The sequence below is a fragment of the Achromobacter sp. K91 genome (genome assembly GCF_003576205.1).
Lineage (GTDB): Bacteria > Pseudomonadota > Gammaproteobacteria > Burkholderiales > Burkholderiaceae_B > Achromobacter > Achromobacter aegrifaciens.
Genome location: NZ_QWFB01000034.1, coordinates 127,317 through 144,647 on the forward strand (window position 1 = coordinate 127,317; position 17,331 = coordinate 144,647).

Consider the following 17,331-nt stretch of genomic DNA (forward strand, 5'->3'; position numbering starts at 1 on the left):
GGCTGGCCGCCACTCTATATATATACAATGCAGGACAGGAGAGTTTTCAATGCACCTGCATATTCTTGGCATCTGCGGTACGTTCATGGGCGGTCTGGCGCTGATCGCGCGCGCCGCCGGCCACAAGGTCACTGGTTGCGATGCGGGCGTGTACCCGCCCATGAGCACGCAACTGTCCGAACAAGGCATCGAGCTGATCGAAGGCTTCGGCGCCGAACAGCTGGCGCTCAAGCCCGATCTCTTCGTGATCGGCAACGTGGTCAGCCGCGGCAATCCTTTGATGGAGGCCATCCTGGATTCGGGCGCGCGCTACGTGTCCGGCCCGCAATGGCTGGGCGACAACATCCTGCCCGGCCAGCACGTGCTGGCGGTGGCGGGCACCCACGGCAAGACCACCACCAGCTCGATGCTGGCCTGGGTGCTGGAAGCTGCGGGGCTCGCGCCCAATTTCCTGATCGGCGGCGTAGCACAGGACCTGCACGTGTCCGCGCGCTTCGATCCGTCGCGCCGCCCCTTCGTGATCGAGGCGGACGAGTACGACACCGCCTTCTTCGACAAGCGCTCGAAGTTCGTGCACTACCGTCCGCGCACGGCCATCCTGAACAATCTTGAATACGATCACGCCGACATCTTCCCCGATCTGGCAGCGATCGAGACCCAGTTCCATCATCTGGTGCGCACCATCCCTGGATCGGGTCGCATCGTGCGCCCGGCCCACTGCGCGGCGCTGGACCGCGTGATTGCGCGCGGATGCTGGTCCGAAACCGTCACGTTCGGCGCCGATGGCGCCTGGCAGGCGACGGCTCCGGATGCCGAGGGCGCATTCAGCGTGCTGCGCGGCGGCGTGACTGCCGGCACCGTGCGCTGGAACCTGACGGGCGAGCACAACCGCATGAACGCGCTGGCGGCTCTGGCCGCCGCCGAACACGTGGGCGTGCCGGCAGCCCAGGGCATCGAGGCCCTGAGTCGCTTCGCGGGGGTGAAGCGCCGCATGGAACTGCGCGGCACGGTCAACGGCATCAAGGTCTACGACGATTTCGCGCATCATCCCACCGCCATCGCCACCACCCTGGAAGGCCTGCGCCGCCAGGTCGGGCCGGCCCGTATCCTGGCCGTGCTGGAACCGCGCTCCAACACCATGAAACTGGGCACCATGGCCGCCCGCCTGCCCGAGGCCCTGGCCGACGCCGATCTGGTGTTCTGCTTCGGCGCCCATTCCGGCAAGCACGCCCTGGGCTGGAATCCGGCCGAAGTGCTGGCGCCCCTGGGCGACCGCGCTTCCAGCTACGATGACATCGGCGCGCTGGTCGCCGCCGTGGCGGGCGCGGCGCGTCCGGGCGACCAGGTGCTGGTCATGAGCAACGGCGGCTTCGGCGGCGTGCACGGCAAGCTGCTGGACGCCTTGCAGGCGCGCGGCTGATTCCGGCAAAGACACCGCAAAGGCGAGCCATGATTCTTTATCTGCACGGTTTCCGTTCCTCGCCGACCTCCTTCAAGGCCCGGATGATGGCCGACGCCATGGCCGAACGCGGCCTGTCGGCGGCCTGGGCCTGCCCGCAACTGCCCGCCAGCCCGCGCGAAGCCGTCGCGCAGGCGTTGGACATCGCCCGGCGCCAGTTGGCAGGCGCGGACTCGCCTCGTGCGCTGACCATCATCGGCTCGTCGCTGGGCGGCTTCTATGCCACCTGGCTGGCCGAACAGCTGGGCTGCAAGGCGGTGCTGCTGAATCCGGCGGTCGAGGCCGCCCGCGACCTCGCCACCCAGATCGGCGAGCACCGCATGTATCATTCCGACGCGCCGTTCGTCTTCCTGCCCGAATACGTGGACGAACTGGCCGCCATCCATGTCCCCCGCATCTCCCAGCCCGACCGCTACCTCCTGGTGGCGGCCACCGGCGACGAGGTGCTGGATTGGCGCGAGATGCGCGACCGCTACGCGGGCTGCCGCCAGCGCATCGTGCAAGGCAGCGACCACGGTTTGTCCGATTTTGCGGACTGGATGCCCGAAGTGCTTGAATTCGCCCTTGGCGACAAGCAGGTTCGCCCCCAATAATCAGTATCAGACTTCTACACTCTATAAGCAGCGCAAGGCGGCGCGTGCGCGCCGCCCAGGACGATCCCCACCATGTATGTGTTTTACGAAGACGACGGCAGCTTCAAGGCCGGCAATATCCTGTCCGAGACCGACGCCAGCCTGCAGGTGGAATCGGAATCCGGCAAGCGCAGCAAGATCAAGCGCGCCAACACCTTGTTCAACTTCGCCGCGCCCGAACCGGCCGCGCTGATGAGCCAGGCGGCCGCGACCGCCGAAACGCTGGACCTGCAATTCCTGTGGGAATGCGCGCCGCAGGATGAATTCGACTCCCCCGCGCTGGCCGCCGACTACTTCGGCCACGCGCCCACGCCGGTGGAACAGGCCGCGCTGCTGATGCGCCTGCACGGCGCGCCGGCGTACTTCCACCGTCGCGGCAAGGGCCGCTACCGCCCCGCCCCGCCGGACATTCTGGCCGCCGCCCTGGCCGCGCTGGAGAAAAAGCAGCGCCAGGCCGAGCAGCAGCAGGAATGGGTGGATGAAATGGCTGCCGGACGCCTGCCCGAGCCCATCGCCCAGGCCGCGGAGTCGCTGCTGATCCGCCCGGACAAGAATTCGCAGCAATGGAAGGCGCTGGACGCCGCCTGCGCCAAGCTGGGCAAGAGCCCCGACCGCCTGCTGCTGGAACTGGGCGCCTGGCCGCATGCGCTGGCGCTGCACAAGCGCCGCTTCCTGGCGGTGAATTTCCCGCGCGGACTGGCGTTCCCGGACCTGGAACTGCCTGCCATCGACCGCGAGCTGCCGTTGTCCGACGCCGAAATCTATTCGGTGGACGACGTCACGACCACGGAAATCGACGATGCGCTGTCCGTCTCCACCTTGCCCGACGGCCGCCTGCGCGTCGGCGTGCACGTGGCGGCCCCGGGCATTACCGTGACCCGCGACAGCGATTTCGACAAGCTGGCGCGCGCGCGCCTGTCCACCGTCTACATGCCGGGCGACAAGATCCCCATGCAGCCGGACAGCATCATCCAGGCGTTTTCGCTGGACGCCGGCCGCGAAGTGCCGGCGCTGTCCCTGTACGTGGTGGCCGATCCGGAAACCGGCGAAATCATCGAATCGGAAACCCGCCTGGAACGTATCGTGGTGCGCGAGAACCTGCGCCACAACATGCTGGACGCCCAGGTCACGGAAGCCAGCCTGTCCGATCCGTCGGCCGACCTGCCCTACGGCCACTGGCTGCGTCCGCTCTGGAAGCTGGCCCAGGCCCTGTCGGCGCAGCGCGAGAACGTGCGCGGCAAGCCGGAAAACAATTCGCGGGTGGAGTACAGCTTCTACCTGGACGGCAACCCCGACGATCCCGACACGCCGGTACGCCTGGTGCCGCGCCAGCGCAACGCGCCGCTGGACCGCATGGTGGCGGAATACATGATCCTGGCGAACAACCTCTGGGGCGGCCTGCTGCACCAGCATGGCGTGCCGGGCATCTACCGCTCGCAACAGGCGGGCCGCGTGCGCATGAGCACCCAGGCCCTGCCGCACGAGGCCATCGGCGTGCCGCAGTACGCCTGGAGCACTTCACCGCTGCGCCGCTATGTGGACCTGGTGAACCAGTGGCAGTTGATCGCTGCGGTCGAGCACGGCGTGTCCGCCCGCCTGGTCGCCCCTTTCAAGCCGCGCGACGCGGACCTGTTCGCCATCATCGGCGCCTTCGATGCGCAATACGCAGCCTGGGCGGAGTTCCAGAGCGCGATGGAACGCTACTGGTGCCTGCGCTGGCTGAAGCAGCACAACGTGACCCGCACGGTGGCGCACGTGCTGCGCGAGGATCTGGTGCGGTTCGCGAATGCGCCGCTGGTGACTCGGGTGGGGGGAATGCCGGAGCTGGAGCGCGGGACTGCGGTGGAGATTGATATTCTGGGGATGGATGAGTTGTCTCTGGAGCTGGATTGCCGGTATATCGGAGAGATCAGTCCGGCTGTGGGTGGGCAGGAGTAGGTTTCTTTTGCTCCGGGGTCTTTGGGCGATGCGCTGCGATTTCTTCGTAGGCCGCCCGTCGGCGCGGGCGCCTGAGGGGTGGGCGCCCACGATTGCGGTCCGGAGCCTTCGCTCCGGACTGCCCCTTCGTCATCTTCGTCCAGGCCTTCGGCCTTCCCTTCAGATTCCCTCGGGCGCATCGAGGTTGCCCACCCCTCAGGCGCCCGCGCCGACGGGCTACGTGCGTCTTGGACTCATGCGCTGCTAGAGCCGTGGTCAGGGGTGATTCTTGTGCTGCCCGTCATTCTCGGCCGCGCGGGCGGCCGTGAATGACATACGTGATTTTCTGAATTTCGATTGTGTTCGCTTGCGCGTATGCGACGAATGGTTTGCTATTGGTCTCCAGCTCTTGGGGGATGGCGGTGATGGGTGGCGCGCGACGGACAGCCGCTTGCGCATGCAGATCCGGACGCGCGCCACCCATCCGGCATCCGCGTTGAGTGACGATTGCTGGCCGCCCCGTGCACTTGGCCATCGCCCCCACCGCAGCGCCCTACCAAACCCAGACCCGGTTCTCATTTGCCATACGCGTCACTACGAGGACGCCCCACCACCAGCGCGCAGCGCCATCGCGCGACGCAAGACGCCGCGTAAGCCCCAAAAGGCCGCCCGCGCGGCCGGCCTGGGGCGGGCCCCGCAAGACACGCCCCAACCCACTAGCCGTGGCAAGGACGCCAAGCACACCGACCGCCCCAAGCGCCCGTGAAGATTCAACTGACAGAGCCTGTCGCGTCGGCGGCCTGCGGGGCGCGGGGCGTCGATAAGCCCGAGGGAATCTGAAGGGAAGGCCGAAGGCCTGGACGAAGATGACGAAGGGGCAGTCCGGAGCGAACGCTCCGGACCGCAATCGTTGCCCCGCGCCCCGCAGGCCGCCGACGCGACAGGCGCCTTAAGAACCTACCACCACCGCAAGCACCAAACCCCAAACCCCAAACCCACAGAACCATCCCAGCCCTTTACACTCCCCCGAAAGCCACAAAAGACACGGAGACAACACATGCGCATTTTGCTGGTCGAGGACAATCTCGATCTCGGCGATGCCGTGGAAAGCAAGCTGCGTTTCGCCGGCCATAGCGTGCAATGGGTACGCGACGGCGTGGCGGCGTTGCGTTGGGGCCTGGACGAGACCTGGGATGCCCTGGTGCTGGACATCAACCTGCCCGGCAAAGATGGTTTCACCGTCATCCGGGAACTGCGCGCCGCCGGTCTGGAAGCCCCTGTGCTGGTCATGACCGCGCGCGCCGAAATCGAAGACAAGATCGACATGCTGGACCTGGGCGCCGACGACTATCTGGTCAAGCCCTTCGACCTGCGCGAACTCGAAGCCCGGCTGCGCGCGCTGATGCGCCGCCCCGCCGGCCAGACCAGCAGCGTCACCGTCTATGGCAATCTCAGCCTGGACCTTGCCAACCGCAATGTCAGCGTGGCCGGCGCGCCGCTGGAGCTGGGCCGGCGCGAATTTCGTCTGCTGGAGATCCTGCTTGGCAAGCTGGGCCAGACCGTCGCCAAGGAACGGCTGATGAACCAGCTCTTCGACCTGGACGACGGCACGCTCAATGCGCTGGAGCTGCTGATATCGCGGCTGCGCAAGAAGCTGACGGGCGCCTCGATCGATATCGTCACCGTGCGCGGCGTCGGCTATCAGGCCCGCAGCCATGAAGAACCCTGAAAACTTTTCCATCCGCCGCCGTGTCTTCGCGCTGGGCGTGCTGCTGCTGGCCTGCGCGCTGATCGGGCTGGTGTTCTTCCTGCGCGGCTACGCGCAGCGCGCGGCGGAACAGGCGTTTGACCGGCTGCTGGCGGCGTCGGCGCTGACCATCGCCGGCTCGGTGCAGATCGAAGACAACAACGTCACCGTCGAACCGCCGGTGTCCTCATTGGCCATGCTGTCCGGCGGCGAGCGCGTGTTCTACGAGGCCCGCACCTCGAACGGCCGCCTCATCACGGGCTACGACGACCTGGCGCCCGGCATGCCGCTGGCGCAGTCGGCCACGCCGGTATTCGCCTATCTGCGCTATCACGACGAACCCGTGCGCGTCGCCACCGTAGGCCGGCTGGTGTCCGCCAGCCAGCATGCGGGTTGGGTGACGGTGCGAGTGGCCGAGACGCTGGGCTCGCGCGAGGCGTTGGCCGACGAGATCCTGGGGCGCACCGCACTGCCGCTGGTAGTGGTGTCCCTGGTGGCGCTGGGCCTGCTGTGGTTCGGCGTGCAGCGGGCCTTCGCGCCGCTGGCCGTGGTGGAGCGCGAATTGCGCAGCCGCGCGCCCGACGACCTGGCGCCGCTGGTGACGCCTGTGCCGCAAGAAGTGCGACGGCTGGTCGAAGCGCTGAACGCCTTCATGCAGCGCCTGTCCGGCGTCATGGGCACGCTCAACACCCTGGTGGCGGATGCCGCCCACCAGGTCCGTACGCCGCTGGCCTCGCTGCGCGCCCAAGCCGAAGTCGCCCTGGAAGAAACCGATCAGCAAAGGCTGCACGCGCGCCTCGAACGCATCCATCTGAACGCCACCCATGCCAGCCAGTTGATCAATCAGCTGCTGATGGATGCCACCATCACGCACCGCCTGGGCAAGGGATCGCGCACGCTGGTGGGCGTAGCCGAGACCGTCAACGAAACGCGCCGTCGCATCGGCCCGCTGGAAGCGCAGCGCCTGCGCATCGAGATCGCGCCCGAGGTCCGCCGCGCCCGCATCGCCGGCGACCGGGTCGCCTTGCGCGAAATGCTGCGCAACCTGGTGGACAACGCCCTGCGCTATGCGCCCGACGGCCCCGTGGACATCCAGGCCACGCCCGTGGCGGGTTTTCGCGTGGCGCTCACCGTGTCGGACCGCGGGCCGGGCGTGGCCGACGACGAAAAGGACGCCGTGCAGCAGCGCTTCACCCGCGGCCGCGCCGGCGAAACGCAGCCCGGGTCGGGACTGGGGCTTTCCATCGTGCGCTCGGTGGCGGCCGCCCACGGCGGTTCGCTCTGGCTGCAGGACCGTCCGGGCGGCGGCCTGACGGCGCGCGTGATCCTGCCGCTGGCGCGTTCCGCGCCGGGGCGCGCAGCAGCCGCCTGCCTGGGCGCGCTGTGCATGGCGGGCCTGCTGCTGGGCTCGGCCCCCGCCGAGGTACGTGCCGCCGACATCGCGGAAGTCGTCACCCGCTACCCCGCGCCGCAGCCCACGTCCCGGGTCCTGACCATCGCCGGACCCACGGACACGCCGGTGGTCGCGCCGCTGATCCAGGGCTTCCAGTCGCAACGGCCGGACGTCACCGTGGTGTACCGCGAGATGGGCAGCCGCGAGCTCTACGAAGCGGCCGTCGCCGGGCAGTTGAAGGACGTGGACGTGCTGATGAGTTCGGCCTCCGACCTGCAGATCCGGCTGGCCAACGACGGCTATGCGCTGAGCTATTCCTCGCCCTACGCCGCCAAGCTGCCCTCCTGGGCCATCTGGCGCCACGAGGTCTATGGCTTCACCTTCGAGCCGGCCGTCATCGTCTACAACCCCAAGCGCTATACCGAAGCCACCGTGCCGCGCTCGCGCCAGGACCTGTTGCGCCTGCTGGAACGCGACGCCGCGAAGCTGCGCGGCCGCATCGGCACCTATGACATCGCAGCCAGCAGCGTGGGCTATCTGCTGGCCGAGCAGGACGAGCTGGTGTCGTCGAACTTCTGGGGACTGGCCAACGCCATGGGCCAGGCCGGCGTGCGCCTGTCGGCCACCAGCGCCGAGATCCTGGACGCCATCGAGAACGACCAGATCGACATCGGCTACAACATCCTCGGCTCCTACGCGCTGTCGCGGCAGGCCGCGGGCGCGCCCATCGGCGTGGTCTTTCCGCAGGATTACGTGCTGGTGCTGGCGCGCTCGGTGCTGATCGCGCGCACTGCGCCCAGCCCGGAGCTGGGCCGGGCGCTGGTGGACTGGCTGCTGTCGCCGGCCGGACAACAGGTGGCGTCCAGCCATGCGGCGCTGGGCTCCATCATGGAAGACACGCCTGGCCGCTGGACCTCCGAAGCGGTGCTGGCGCGTTCCCAGGGCATCGTGCAGCCGGTGGTGCTGAGCCCGGCCCTGCTGGTCGGCCTGGACCAGCGCCGCCATTCGCGCTTCGTGCAGAACTGGATCCGGCTGGTGACGGACACGCCCGCGCGGCCGTAAGGATCGAACGCGCTCGCGCCCACGCCGCCCAGGGATTTCCCCTAGACGCATCCTGCCGCCATGACAGGACGACGACAGACGCCGGCTCCTAAGATGCCCGCAAGCTGGACACGGATCCCGCTCCAACCACAAGACTCATCGGAGACACACCCATGCTTGCCAAGTCCCAACTGGCGGCCGCCTGCGCCGCTGCATTCGCCCTTGCCGCCGGCAGCGCCTTTGCGCAGCAAGTGCCGGCCGGCTACCCGGCCGACTACCAGAAGATCCTGGACGGCGCCAAGAAGGAAGGCAAGGTCGTCATCTATTCGACCACCGATACCAAGGCCGCTGGCCCCGTCATCAAGGGCTTCGAAGCGCTGTATCCGGGCATCAAGGTCGAATACAACGACATGAACAGCACCGAGCTCTACAACCGCTACATCAGCGAGCAGGCGGCGGGCGGCACCAGCGGCGACGTCGTCTGGAGCTCGTCGATGGACTCAGCCCTGAAACTGGCCAGCGACTACGCGCTGCAGTACAAGTCGCCGGAAGTCAGCAAGCTGCCGGCCTGGGCGGTGTGGAAGGATTCCGCCTACGGCACGACCTACGAACCGGCCGTGTTCATCTACAACAAGCGCCTGATCCCCGCCGCCGAAGTGCCCACCACGCACGGCGCCCTGGCCAAGCTGATCGCCAGCCAGCCGGACAAGTTCAAGAACAAGGTCACCACCTACGACATCGAGAAGTCGGCCGTGGGCTTCATGCTGGCGGTGCAGGACAAGGTCAACGACCCCAAGTACTTTGAAACGCTCAAGGGCATCGCCGCGGGCGGCCTGATCGTGCAGTCGTCCACCGGCACCATGATGGAACGCGTGTCCTCCGGCGAAAACCTGATCGGCTACAACATCCTGGGCTCCTACGCCGAAACGCGCGCCAAGAGCGACCCGTCGCTGGGCGTGGCCTACCCGACCGACTACGCGCTGGTCCTGTCGCGCGTGGCCTTCATCAGCAAGAAGGCCAAGAACCGCAACGCCGCCAAGCTGTGGATGGACTACATGCTGTCGCAGAAAGGCCAGACCATCCTGGCGAACCAGGCCGACCTGGCCTCCGTGCGCGACGACATCGAAGGCGACAACGATGTGGACGGCATGACCAAGAAGCTGGGCGCCTCGCTCAAGCCGATTCCGGTCAACGAAACGCTGCTGGACTACCTGGAACAGAACAAGCGCCTGCAGTTCATCAAGGACTGGCGCGCCGCGGCTGGCAAGTAATGCCGCGCAGCCCGGAGCCACGGTTCCGGGCCGCCTCGCGCGTAGGGGACGGCGGCGCGCCGCCGTCCGCCTGACCGCCGCCGGGGCGGTCGCCCCCGACCCGGCCGCGCGACCTTCGCGCCATTCAAGAACACAGGATTCCCCATGCAGTCATTGCGCTCGAAATGGCAGTCCCTGCCCCGCGGCGTGGTGGTGCTGATCACGGCGTTGGCCATCTACGTGCCACTGTCGTTCATCATCATCCAGAGCTTTCTGTCCGCGCCCTTTTTCACGCCGTCCAAGACCTTCAGCCTGGACGCGTTCCGCTTCATCTTCGCGGACCCCGATTTCTACAAGGCCCTGAAAAGCGGCTTCATCCTGGCCTTCGGCCTGGCCGTCATCGCCATCCCGCTGGGCGGCATGCTGGCCTTCCTGATGATACGCACGGACCTGCCCGGCCGCCGCTGGATCGAGCCGCTGATCCTGGTGCCGGTGTTCGTGTCTCCCATGGTGCTGGGCTTCGGCTATGTGGTGGCCGCGGGCCCGGTGGGCTTTTTCTCGACCTGGGCGCAAAACATCCTGGGCTTCGTGCCCTGGAACGTCTATTCGCTGACCAGCATCGTCATCATCGCCGGCCTGACTCACGTGCCGCACGCCTACCTGTATATCTCGTCGGCGCTGCGCAGCATGGGTTCCGATGTCGAGGAAGCCGCGCGCGTGTCCGGCGCCTCGCCGCTGCGCGTGATGGTGTCGGTCAGCCTGCCCATGGTGCGTCCGGCCATGCTGTACGCCACCGTGCTGCTGTTCTTCCTGGGGCTGGAGGTGTTCGGCCTGGTGCTGGTGCTGGGCGATCCCGAAGGCAACCTGGTGCTGGCGACCTATCTGTACAAGCTCACCAACAAGCTGGGCATCCCGTCCTATCACCTGATGGCCGCCGTGGCCGTGGTGCTGATCTGCATGACGATCCCGCTGGTGATGCTGCAGCGCCGCCTGATGCGCACCGCCAACCGCTTTGTCACGGTCAAGGGCAAGGCCTCGCGCGCCCGTGCCCTGCCGCTGGGCAAGTGGCGCTGGGTGGCCGGCGGCGTGGTGGCGTTCTGGCTGCTGGTGACCATCGTGGTGCCGCTGTTGGGCGTGCTGCTGCGCGCCTTCGTGTCCAACTGGGGCATGGGTGTGTCGTTGTTCGACGTGCTGTCGCTGGACGCGTTCCGCACCGTGTTCTCGCAGCCCAATCTGATGCGCGCCATCGTCAACTCGGTGGCCATCGGTGTGTTCGGCGGCGCGCTGGCCGTGTTCTGCTACATGTTCGTGGGCCTGGCCATGCACCGCAAGCCGGACAACGTCACGCGCTTCATGGACTACAGCGTGCTGGTGCCGCGCGCGGTGCCGGGCCTCTTGGCCGGCCTGGCGTTCCTGTGGGTGTTCCTGTTCGTGCCGATGTGGCTGGACAACGCCCTGGACGAAGGCGGCTGGCTGTCGGCCCTGCCCTTCGCGGAATGGCTGCGCGAGAACTTCATCGAATGGCTGCGCGCCATGCGCAGCACCATCTTCAGCGTGTGGCTGGCCTACACGGTGGTGTGGATGGCCTATGGCCTGCGGCTGATCTCCTCGACCCTGCTGCAAGTGGGCCCCGAGCTGGAAGAAGCCGCCCGCAGCGCCGGCGCGCGCCGCGGCCAGGTCACCCGCCACGTCACGGTGCCGCTGGCCAAGTACGGCCTGATCGGTTCCTGGCTGCTGATGTTCCTGATCTTCGAGCGCGAATATTCCACCGGTGTCTACCTGCTGTCGCCCGGCACCGAAACCATCGGCTCCATGCTGGTGTCGCTGTGGGCCTCGGGCGCCATCGACATCGTGGCCGCGCTTTCCTTCATCAATATCGTTCTGGTCGTGATCGGCCTGGGCGTCGCCCTGCGATTCGGAGTCAAACTTCATGATTGAGCTTTCTGTAGAAGACCTGCACCTGGATTACGGCGACAACCCGGTGCTCAAGGGCGTGTCGATGCAGCTGCGCCAAGGCGAAGTGGTGTCGCTGCTGGGCCCTTCGGGCAGCGGCAAGACCACGCTGCTGCGCGCCGTGGCCGGCCTGGAAGGCCCCAAGCGCGGCCGCATCACCATCGGCGAGCGCGTCGTCTATGACGGCGCGGCCAGGAAGGAGGTCCCGGCCGAAGAGCGCAACCTGGGCCTGGTGTTCCAGTCCTACGCGCTGTGGCCGCACAAGACCGTGTTCGAGAACGTGGCCTACCCGCTCAAGCTGCGCAAGGTGCCCGGCGCCGAGGTGCGCGAACGCGTGCAGGCCGTGCTGGACCAACTGGGCCTGGGCAAGCTGGGCCAGCGCCATCCGCACGCCCTGTCCGGCGGCCAGCAGCAGCGCGTGGCCATCGGCCGGGCGCTGGTGTACAGCCCGCCCGTCATCCTGCTGGACGAACCGCTGTCCAACCTGGACGCCAAACTGCGCGAGGAGGCCCGCGCCTTCCTGCGCGAGCTGATCATCCGACTCGGCCTGTCGGCCTTGATGGTGACCCACGACCAGAGCGAAGCGATGGCGATTTCGGACCGCATCCTGCTGCTGAACAACGGCAAGATCGAACAGCAGGGTACGCCGCAGGAAATGTACGGCTCCCCGTCCACCCTGTTCACCGCCGAATTCATGGGCAGCAACAACCGGCTGGACGGCAAGGTCACCGAGGTGCGCGACGGCCAGGCCCGCATCGAAGGGCGCGGCTGGTCGCTGTGGGGCAAGGCCAGCCCGGGGGTGGCCCAAGGCCAGGACGGCACCGCCGTGATTCGGGTGGAGCAGGTACGGCTGGCGGACGACCCCGACGGCAACCACGTCGACATGCCGCTCCTGACCAGCATGTATCTGGGCGACCGCTGGGAGTACCTGTTCCGCACCCCCGACGCCGACCCGGCCCATACCCTGGCCCTGCGCGCCTACGGTCCCGAAGGGCGCGAGCCCGGCCCTTGCCGGCTGTCGCTGCCCGCCAGCAAAGTCTGGGTCTTTCCCCGCACGGTCGGCTGAGGCGCCTGCTGGCTTGCGCCCCGGTCTGTTACAGACCCGGGGCCCAGGGCTTACGCGCGCCAGGCCTAGGCTTTCCGTGTGAGCCGCTACTGGCGCCCGGCAGACCTGGACTCGCTCTACAATGCGCAGGTGCAACGCCTCGCTGATTCCCCCTCCTCGCTGAGCCGTTACCTGCGGTGGCTGGGCGCACCCGCCCAGCATTACCTGCGCATCGGCATCGCGATATCGCTGTTGGTGCACGCCGGCGCCCTGGCGTGGCGCTTCGGCGCGCCCGCGCTCTCGCGCCCGCCGGCCACCAGCCTGGAAGTCGTGCTGCTCAATGCCCGCAGCGAGACGCCCCCGGAAACCCCGCGCGCGCAGGCCCAGAACCAGATGACCGGCGGCGGCAACGCCGAACGCGGCATGTCCACCACCCCGCTGCCCCGCACCGGCGAATCGGCCGAAACCATCGTGCTGGAGGCCATGCGGCGCCGCCAGGTGCAGCTGGAAGCCGAACAGACCCGCCTGATGACCCAGCTGCGCGCCGCTGACAAGGCTGGCGCCGAGCGCCAGGCCGTCAACCCCTGGCCCGACGGCGCCGACCTCGGCCGCGACGCCGAGGACCAGGCCAGCATCATCCAGAGCGCCCAGGTGGCCGCCCTGGCGGCGCGGGTCCAGCAATACAGCGCCGAACCGCGCAAGCAATTCGTCGCGCCTTCCGCCGAGGCCTCGCGCTACGCCGCCTACCTCGACGCCTGGCGCACCCGCATCGAAACGGTCGGCACCCAGCATTACCCGGACGAGGCCCGCGGCCGCATCTACGGATCCCTGCGCATCACGGTGTCGGTGCGCGCCGACGGCAGCATCGCCAACGTCGAGATCGACCAGCCTTCGCCGCATGCCGTGCTGAACCAGGCGGCCCGCCGCATCGTCCAGCTGGCCGCCCCCTTCCCGCCGTTCCCGCCCGATATCGCGCGCGACACGGACGTGCTGGTCATCACCCGCACCTGGCATTTCGTCAACGACACCCTGGAAACACAAGCCCCATGACCGAGGCGCCCCCTCTCGCCAGATACGCCGTCATCGGCAACCCCATCGCGCACAGCCGCTCGCCCCAGATCCACGCCATGTTTGCCGAACAGACCGGCAAGCCGCTGCGCTACGAGCGCCTGCTGGCTCCGGTGGACGGCTTCGCCCAGGCGGTCGCCGCCTTCGTCGCCGAAGGCGGGCTGGGCCTGAACGTAACCGTGCCCTTCAAGCTGGACGCCTATGCCCTGGCTGCCGGCCGCCTGTCCAGCCGCGCCCGCCTCGCCGGCGCGGTCAACACCCTGTCCTGGCGCGACGGCGCCTGGCATGGCTGCAATACCGATGGCGTGGGCCTGGTGTCCGACCTGCTGCGCCTGGGCGTGCGCCTGACCGGGGCGTCCGTGCTGCTGGTCGGCGCGGGCGGCGCCGCCCGCGGCGTGCTGCAGCCGCTGGCCGAAGCCGGCTGCGCCCGCATCCATATCGTCAACCGCACCGCATCCAAGGCGGAAGAACTGGCCGCTTCCTGGCGCGAGAGCGGCGTGTCGCCGCAGACCGCGGTCACGGGCGGCAGCCTGGCGGACGCCGCCCTTGCCGGCGGCTGGAACCTGGTCATCAACGCCACCGCCAGCGGCCTGCAGAACGCCGCCCCGGACCTGCCCCCGGGCCTCTATGCGCCCGGCGCGGCCGCCTACGACATGATGTACGGCGCCCAGCCCACCGCCTTCATGCAACAGGCCCAAGCCGACGGCGCCGCACTTGCGGCCGACGGCCTGGGCATGCTGGTGGGTCAGGCGGCCGAAAGCTTCTACATCTGGCATGGCGTACGTCCTGACCCCGCCCCCGTGCTGGCCGCGCTGCGCGAGGCGCTCAAGGCCGGGCAATAAACGGCATGGCGACGCGCAAGGGCCGCTCCTGGTTCCGGATCATCAGCGGCGCGCTGATGGCGCTGGTGTGCCTGGTGCTGCTCTATCAGTTCTGGCTGTTCGCCCAGGTGGTCTGGTACAACTACCGCCCCCCGGGCAGCAGCGCCATCATGCGCGAGGAACGATCCCGCCTGAGCGACGGCAACCCCGATTTCGAACTGAAGTACGAATGGGTGCCCTACGACAAGATCAACCGCAACCTCAAGCGCGCGGTCGTGGCGTCCGAGGACTCCAACTTCACTGAACATGACGGCGTCGAATGGGACGCCATCCGCAAGGCCTGGGAATACAACCAGAAGCAACAGGAAGCCGGCCGCAGCAAGATGCGCGGCGGCTCCACCATCACCCAGCAGCTGGCCAAGAACCTGTTCCTGTCCAGCTCCCGCAGCTACATCCGCAAGGGCCAGGAACTCGTACTCACCTACATGATCGAACACGTCATGAGCAAGGAACGGATCCTGGAGCTGTATCTGAACGTGGCGGAATGGGGCGAAGGCGTGTTCGGCGCCCAGGCCGCCGCCAAGCACTATTTCAATACCTCCGCCGCCAACCTCGGGGCCAGCCAGTCGGCCCGGCTGGCGGCCATGCTGCCCAACCCGCGCTTCTATGACGCCCACCGCAATACCCGGTACCTGAACTCCCGGGTGGGTGTCCTGACGCGGCGGATGCAGATGGTCGACATCCCCTGATACGGATCCGGCCCTCCGGCCCCACCCTGAGCGGCGGGATTTGTTAAGCTTTCGGGTTTAGGCGTTCCTCCTTTTCTTCATGCGTACCGCACGTCGCTACCTGGCCCGCGAGATCTATCGCTCTTGCGCAGTGGTCCTCATGGCCCTGCTGGGCCTTTTCACGTTCTTCGCGCTGGTGGACGATCTGGACAACGTCGGCGACAAGTTCTCCATGATGGCCCTGCTGTACATGCAGGCCCTGGCGATCCCGACCCGTCTCTACGACCTGTTGCCCATCGGCCTGCTGATCGGCGCCATCCTGGCGCTGGCGGGGCTGGCCCAGCGCAACGAACTGGTCATCCTGCGGGTATCCGGCGTCAGCGGCATGAAGCTGCTGCGCATGCTCTGGATCGTCACGATCCCGCTGATGATAGGAGCGGGCCTGCTGTCCGAGTACGTCACGCCCTGGGCCGAAATCAAATCCGGCGAGGCCAACCTGCTGTTCCGCGGCAAGGCCGGCGGCGACCGCCTCAAGAGCGGTTACTGGTTCAAGGAACCCACCGCCAACGGCGGCACCCGCATCATCAACATCGGCGAACTCAAGGGCGACGGGCAGGTCAACTCCGTGATCCTCTACGAATTCAAGAAAGACCAGACGCTGTCCGCCCTGTCAACCGCGCCGACCGGCCTGTTCACGCAGGGCGACCTGCTGCTCAAGGACGTCACCGAAACCCGGCTGGACGACGACGCCGCCGAGGCGCTGGCCAACGCACGTCCGCCCAAGAACCCGCCCGCCACCGTGGTCAAGGTGCCCGAGCGCAATATCGACACCACGCTCAGCGCCGAGCGCCTGCTGGCCCGCGTGCTGACCCCTGAACGCATGTCCATCGCCACGCTGCTGGACTATGTGGACTATTTGCGCAACAACCAGCTGCAATATGGTCGACAGGTCGTCGCCTTGTGGCGCAAACTGGCGTATCCGTTCACCCTGCTGGTCATGATCACCATTGCCGCTCCCATCGGCTTGATGCAGACACGCCGCGGCGGCGTAGGCGCCAAGGTTTTCATCGGCATCCTGTTGGGCGTAGGCTTCTTCATGCTGAACCAGTTGGCCCTGAACGTGGGCATGCTGGGCAAATGGCCGGCCTGGCTGACCGCCCTGGGTCCGAACATCGGCGCCATGATCGTGGCGTTGGGCGCCATGGGCTACATGGAGTACCGCCACACCATCACGCGGATCGCGCAACAACGTTGGCCTTGGAGCAAAAGTCCCGCATGAACGGCAGTATCTGGATGATCGGCGACGTGCAGGGCTGCTGCTCGCCGCTGGATCGCTTGCTGTCCCACCCCGAACTGGTCGGCGACCCCCAGTCGCGCTTCTGGTTCGCCGGAGACCTGGTCAACCGCGGTCCCGAATCGCTGGAAACCCTGCGCCGCATCATCGACCTGGGCGACCGCGCGACCTCGGTGCTGGGCAACCATGACCTGCACCTGCTGGCCACCGCCGCGGGGGTACGCAAGCCGTCCAAATCGGACACGCTCGAGGACGTCCTGCGCGCGCCGGACGCGGCCGACCTGATCAACTGGCTGCGCTTTCGCCCGCTGGCCCACTTCGAACAGAACCACCTGCTGGTCCATGCCGGCACGCTGGCCAAATGGGACGTGGCCAAGACGCTGGCGCTGGCCGGCGAAGTCCAGGACGCCCTGCGCGGGCCGAACTGGCAGAAGGCGCTGCAAAAGATGTACGGTAACGAGCCGGCCACGTGGAAGGAAGACCACAAGGGCGGCAAGCGCATGCGGGTCATCATCAACGCGCTGACACGCATCCGCCTGTGCACGCCCAATGGCCACATGGAATTCGCCACCAAGGTGACGCCGGGCGCCTGGCCGACCGGCCTGGTACCTTGGTTCGACGTACCCAACCGCGCCACGCGGAACGTCACGACGGTGTTCGGGCACTGGTCTACGCTGGGGTTGCTGCAGCGGCCGGACGTGATCTGCCTGGATACGGGGTGCGTTTGGGGTGGGTCGCTGACGGCTTTGCGGTTGCAGGATCGGAGGCTGGTGCAGGTGAAGTGTTCGCAGTTTCAGGATCCGTTGTCGGAGTAGGGTTGAGGCTTGCTCCGTCGCACCGGATGCTTCGTAGGCCGCCCATCGGCGCGGGCGCCTGAGTGGCGGGCGCCCACGATTGCGGTCCGGAGCCTTCGCTCCGGACTGCCCCGTCGTCATCTTCGTCCAGGCCTTCGGCCTTCCCTTCAGATTCCCTCGGGCGCATCG

13 protein-coding genes are annotated in these 17,331 nt (G+C 67.5%); all 13 read left to right on the top strand.

Features of this window, described 5'->3' with window-relative positions; genetic code table 11:
- The first annotated feature begins 49 nt into the window (after positions 1 to 49).
- The 13 genes from mpl to DXK93_RS17680 all read left to right on the top strand — a co-directional run bounded on the left by mpl (position 50) and on the right by DXK93_RS17680 (position 17,163).
- A complete protein-coding gene (gene mpl, locus DXK93_RS17620) occupies positions 50 to 1,420 on the top strand; it encodes a UDP-N-acetylmuramate:L-alanyl-gamma-D-glutamyl-meso-diaminopimelate ligase (RefSeq protein ID WP_119450716.1) in 1,371 nt (456 codons plus the stop codon).
- 29 nt (positions 1,421 to 1,449) lie between these two features.
- Positions 1,450 to 2,052 (top strand): YqiA/YcfP family alpha/beta fold hydrolase, encoded by a 603-nt coding sequence (locus tag DXK93_RS17625; protein ID WP_054458319.1) that lies wholly within the window; start codon positions 1,450 to 1,452, stop codon positions 2,050 to 2,052.
- 72 nt (positions 2,053 to 2,124) lie between these two features.
- The gene (locus DXK93_RS17630) at positions 2,125 to 4,029 is read left to right on the top strand and encodes a ribonuclease catalytic domain-containing protein (RefSeq protein WP_054458317.1); all 1,905 of its coding nucleotides are present in this window, start codon (positions 2,125 to 2,127) and stop codon (positions 4,027 to 4,029) included.
- A 1,036-nt stretch (positions 4,030 to 5,065) separates the two neighbouring features.
- Positions 5,066 to 5,737 (top strand): response regulator transcription factor, encoded by a 672-nt coding sequence (locus DXK93_RS17635; protein WP_059374017.1) that lies wholly within the window; start codon positions 5,066 to 5,068, stop codon positions 5,735 to 5,737.
- Complete coding sequence (locus DXK93_RS17640; RefSeq protein ID WP_119450717.1) at positions 5,724 to 8,210, top strand: extracellular solute-binding protein; 2,487 nt, start codon at positions 5,724 to 5,726, stop codon at positions 8,208 to 8,210. The genes DXK93_RS17635 and DXK93_RS17640 overlap by 14 nt, the downstream gene beginning before the upstream one ends.
- Before the next feature lie 152 nt (positions 8,211 to 8,362).
- Positions 8,363 to 9,460, top strand: a complete 1,098-nt coding sequence (locus DXK93_RS17645; protein ID WP_054459002.1) for an ABC transporter substrate-binding protein — start codon at positions 8,363 to 8,365, stop codon at positions 9,458 to 9,460.
- A gap of 144 nt (positions 9,461 to 9,604) precedes the next feature.
- Complete coding sequence (locus DXK93_RS17650; protein WP_054459000.1) at positions 9,605 to 11,377, top strand: iron ABC transporter permease; 1,773 nt, start codon at positions 9,605 to 9,607, stop codon at positions 11,375 to 11,377.
- The gene (locus DXK93_RS17655) at positions 11,370 to 12,458 is read left to right on the top strand and encodes an ABC transporter ATP-binding protein (protein WP_119450718.1); all 1,089 of its coding nucleotides are present in this window, start codon (positions 11,370 to 11,372) and stop codon (positions 12,456 to 12,458) included. Before DXK93_RS17650 ends, DXK93_RS17655 begins: the two co-directional genes overlap by 8 nt.
- Before the next feature lie 129 nt (positions 12,459 to 12,587).
- Complete coding sequence (locus DXK93_RS17660; RefSeq protein ID WP_119450721.1) at positions 12,588 to 13,487, top strand: TonB family protein; 900 nt, start codon at positions 12,588 to 12,590, stop codon at positions 13,485 to 13,487.
- Positions 13,484 to 14,347: a shikimate dehydrogenase gene (aroE, locus tag DXK93_RS17665; RefSeq protein WP_054458996.1), complete on the top strand. Its 864-nt coding sequence runs from the start codon at positions 13,484 to 13,486 to the stop codon at positions 14,345 to 14,347. Before DXK93_RS17660 ends, aroE begins: the two co-directional genes overlap by 4 nt.
- Before the next feature lie 5 nt (positions 14,348 to 14,352).
- A complete protein-coding gene (mtgA, locus tag DXK93_RS17670) occupies positions 14,353 to 15,075 on the top strand; it encodes a monofunctional biosynthetic peptidoglycan transglycosylase (protein WP_054458994.1) in 723 nt (240 codons plus the stop codon).
- Positions 15,076 to 15,154: 79 nt separating this feature from the next.
- Entirely contained in the window at positions 15,155 to 16,333 is a 1,179-nt protein-coding gene (gene lptG, locus DXK93_RS17675; RefSeq protein ID WP_054458992.1) for an LPS export ABC transporter permease LptG, read from the top strand.
- Complete coding sequence (locus DXK93_RS17680) at positions 16,330 to 17,163, top strand: symmetrical bis(5'-nucleosyl)-tetraphosphatase (RefSeq protein ID WP_054458990.1); 834 nt, start codon at positions 16,330 to 16,332, stop codon at positions 17,161 to 17,163. The genes lptG and DXK93_RS17680 overlap by 4 nt, the downstream gene beginning before the upstream one ends.
- Positions 17,164 to 17,331: the final 168 nt, after the last annotated feature.

Coding starts and splice junctions, on each gene's coding strand:
- DXK93_RS17630 (WP_054458317.1), top strand. CDS start 2,125: ATGTATGTGTTTTACGAAGACGACGGCAGCTTCAAGGCCGGCAATATC.
- DXK93_RS17645 (WP_054459002.1), top strand. CDS start 8,363: ATGCTTGCCAAGTCCCAACTGGCGGCCGCCTGCGCCGCTGCATTCGCC.
- DXK93_RS17655 (WP_119450718.1), top strand. CDS start 11,370: ATGATTGAGCTTTCTGTAGAAGACCTGCACCTGGATTACGGCGACAAC.
- mpl (WP_119450716.1), top strand. CDS start 50: ATGCACCTGCATATTCTTGGCATCTGCGGTACGTTCATGGGCGGTCTG.
- DXK93_RS17680 (WP_054458990.1), top strand. CDS start 16,330: ATGAACGGCAGTATCTGGATGATCGGCGACGTGCAGGGCTGCTGCTCG.
- DXK93_RS17640 (WP_119450717.1), top strand. CDS start 5,724: ATGAAGAACCCTGAAAACTTTTCCATCCGCCGCCGTGTCTTCGCGCTG.
- DXK93_RS17650 (WP_054459000.1), top strand. CDS start 9,605: ATGCAGTCATTGCGCTCGAAATGGCAGTCCCTGCCCCGCGGCGTGGTG.
- mtgA (WP_054458994.1), top strand. CDS start 14,353: ATGGCGACGCGCAAGGGCCGCTCCTGGTTCCGGATCATCAGCGGCGCG.
- DXK93_RS17625 (WP_054458319.1), top strand. CDS start 1,450: ATGATTCTTTATCTGCACGGTTTCCGTTCCTCGCCGACCTCCTTCAAG.
- DXK93_RS17635 (WP_059374017.1), top strand. CDS start 5,066: ATGCGCATTTTGCTGGTCGAGGACAATCTCGATCTCGGCGATGCCGTG.
- lptG (WP_054458992.1), top strand. CDS start 15,155: ATGCGTACCGCACGTCGCTACCTGGCCCGCGAGATCTATCGCTCTTGC.
- aroE (WP_054458996.1), top strand. CDS start 13,484: ATGACCGAGGCGCCCCCTCTCGCCAGATACGCCGTCATCGGCAACCCC.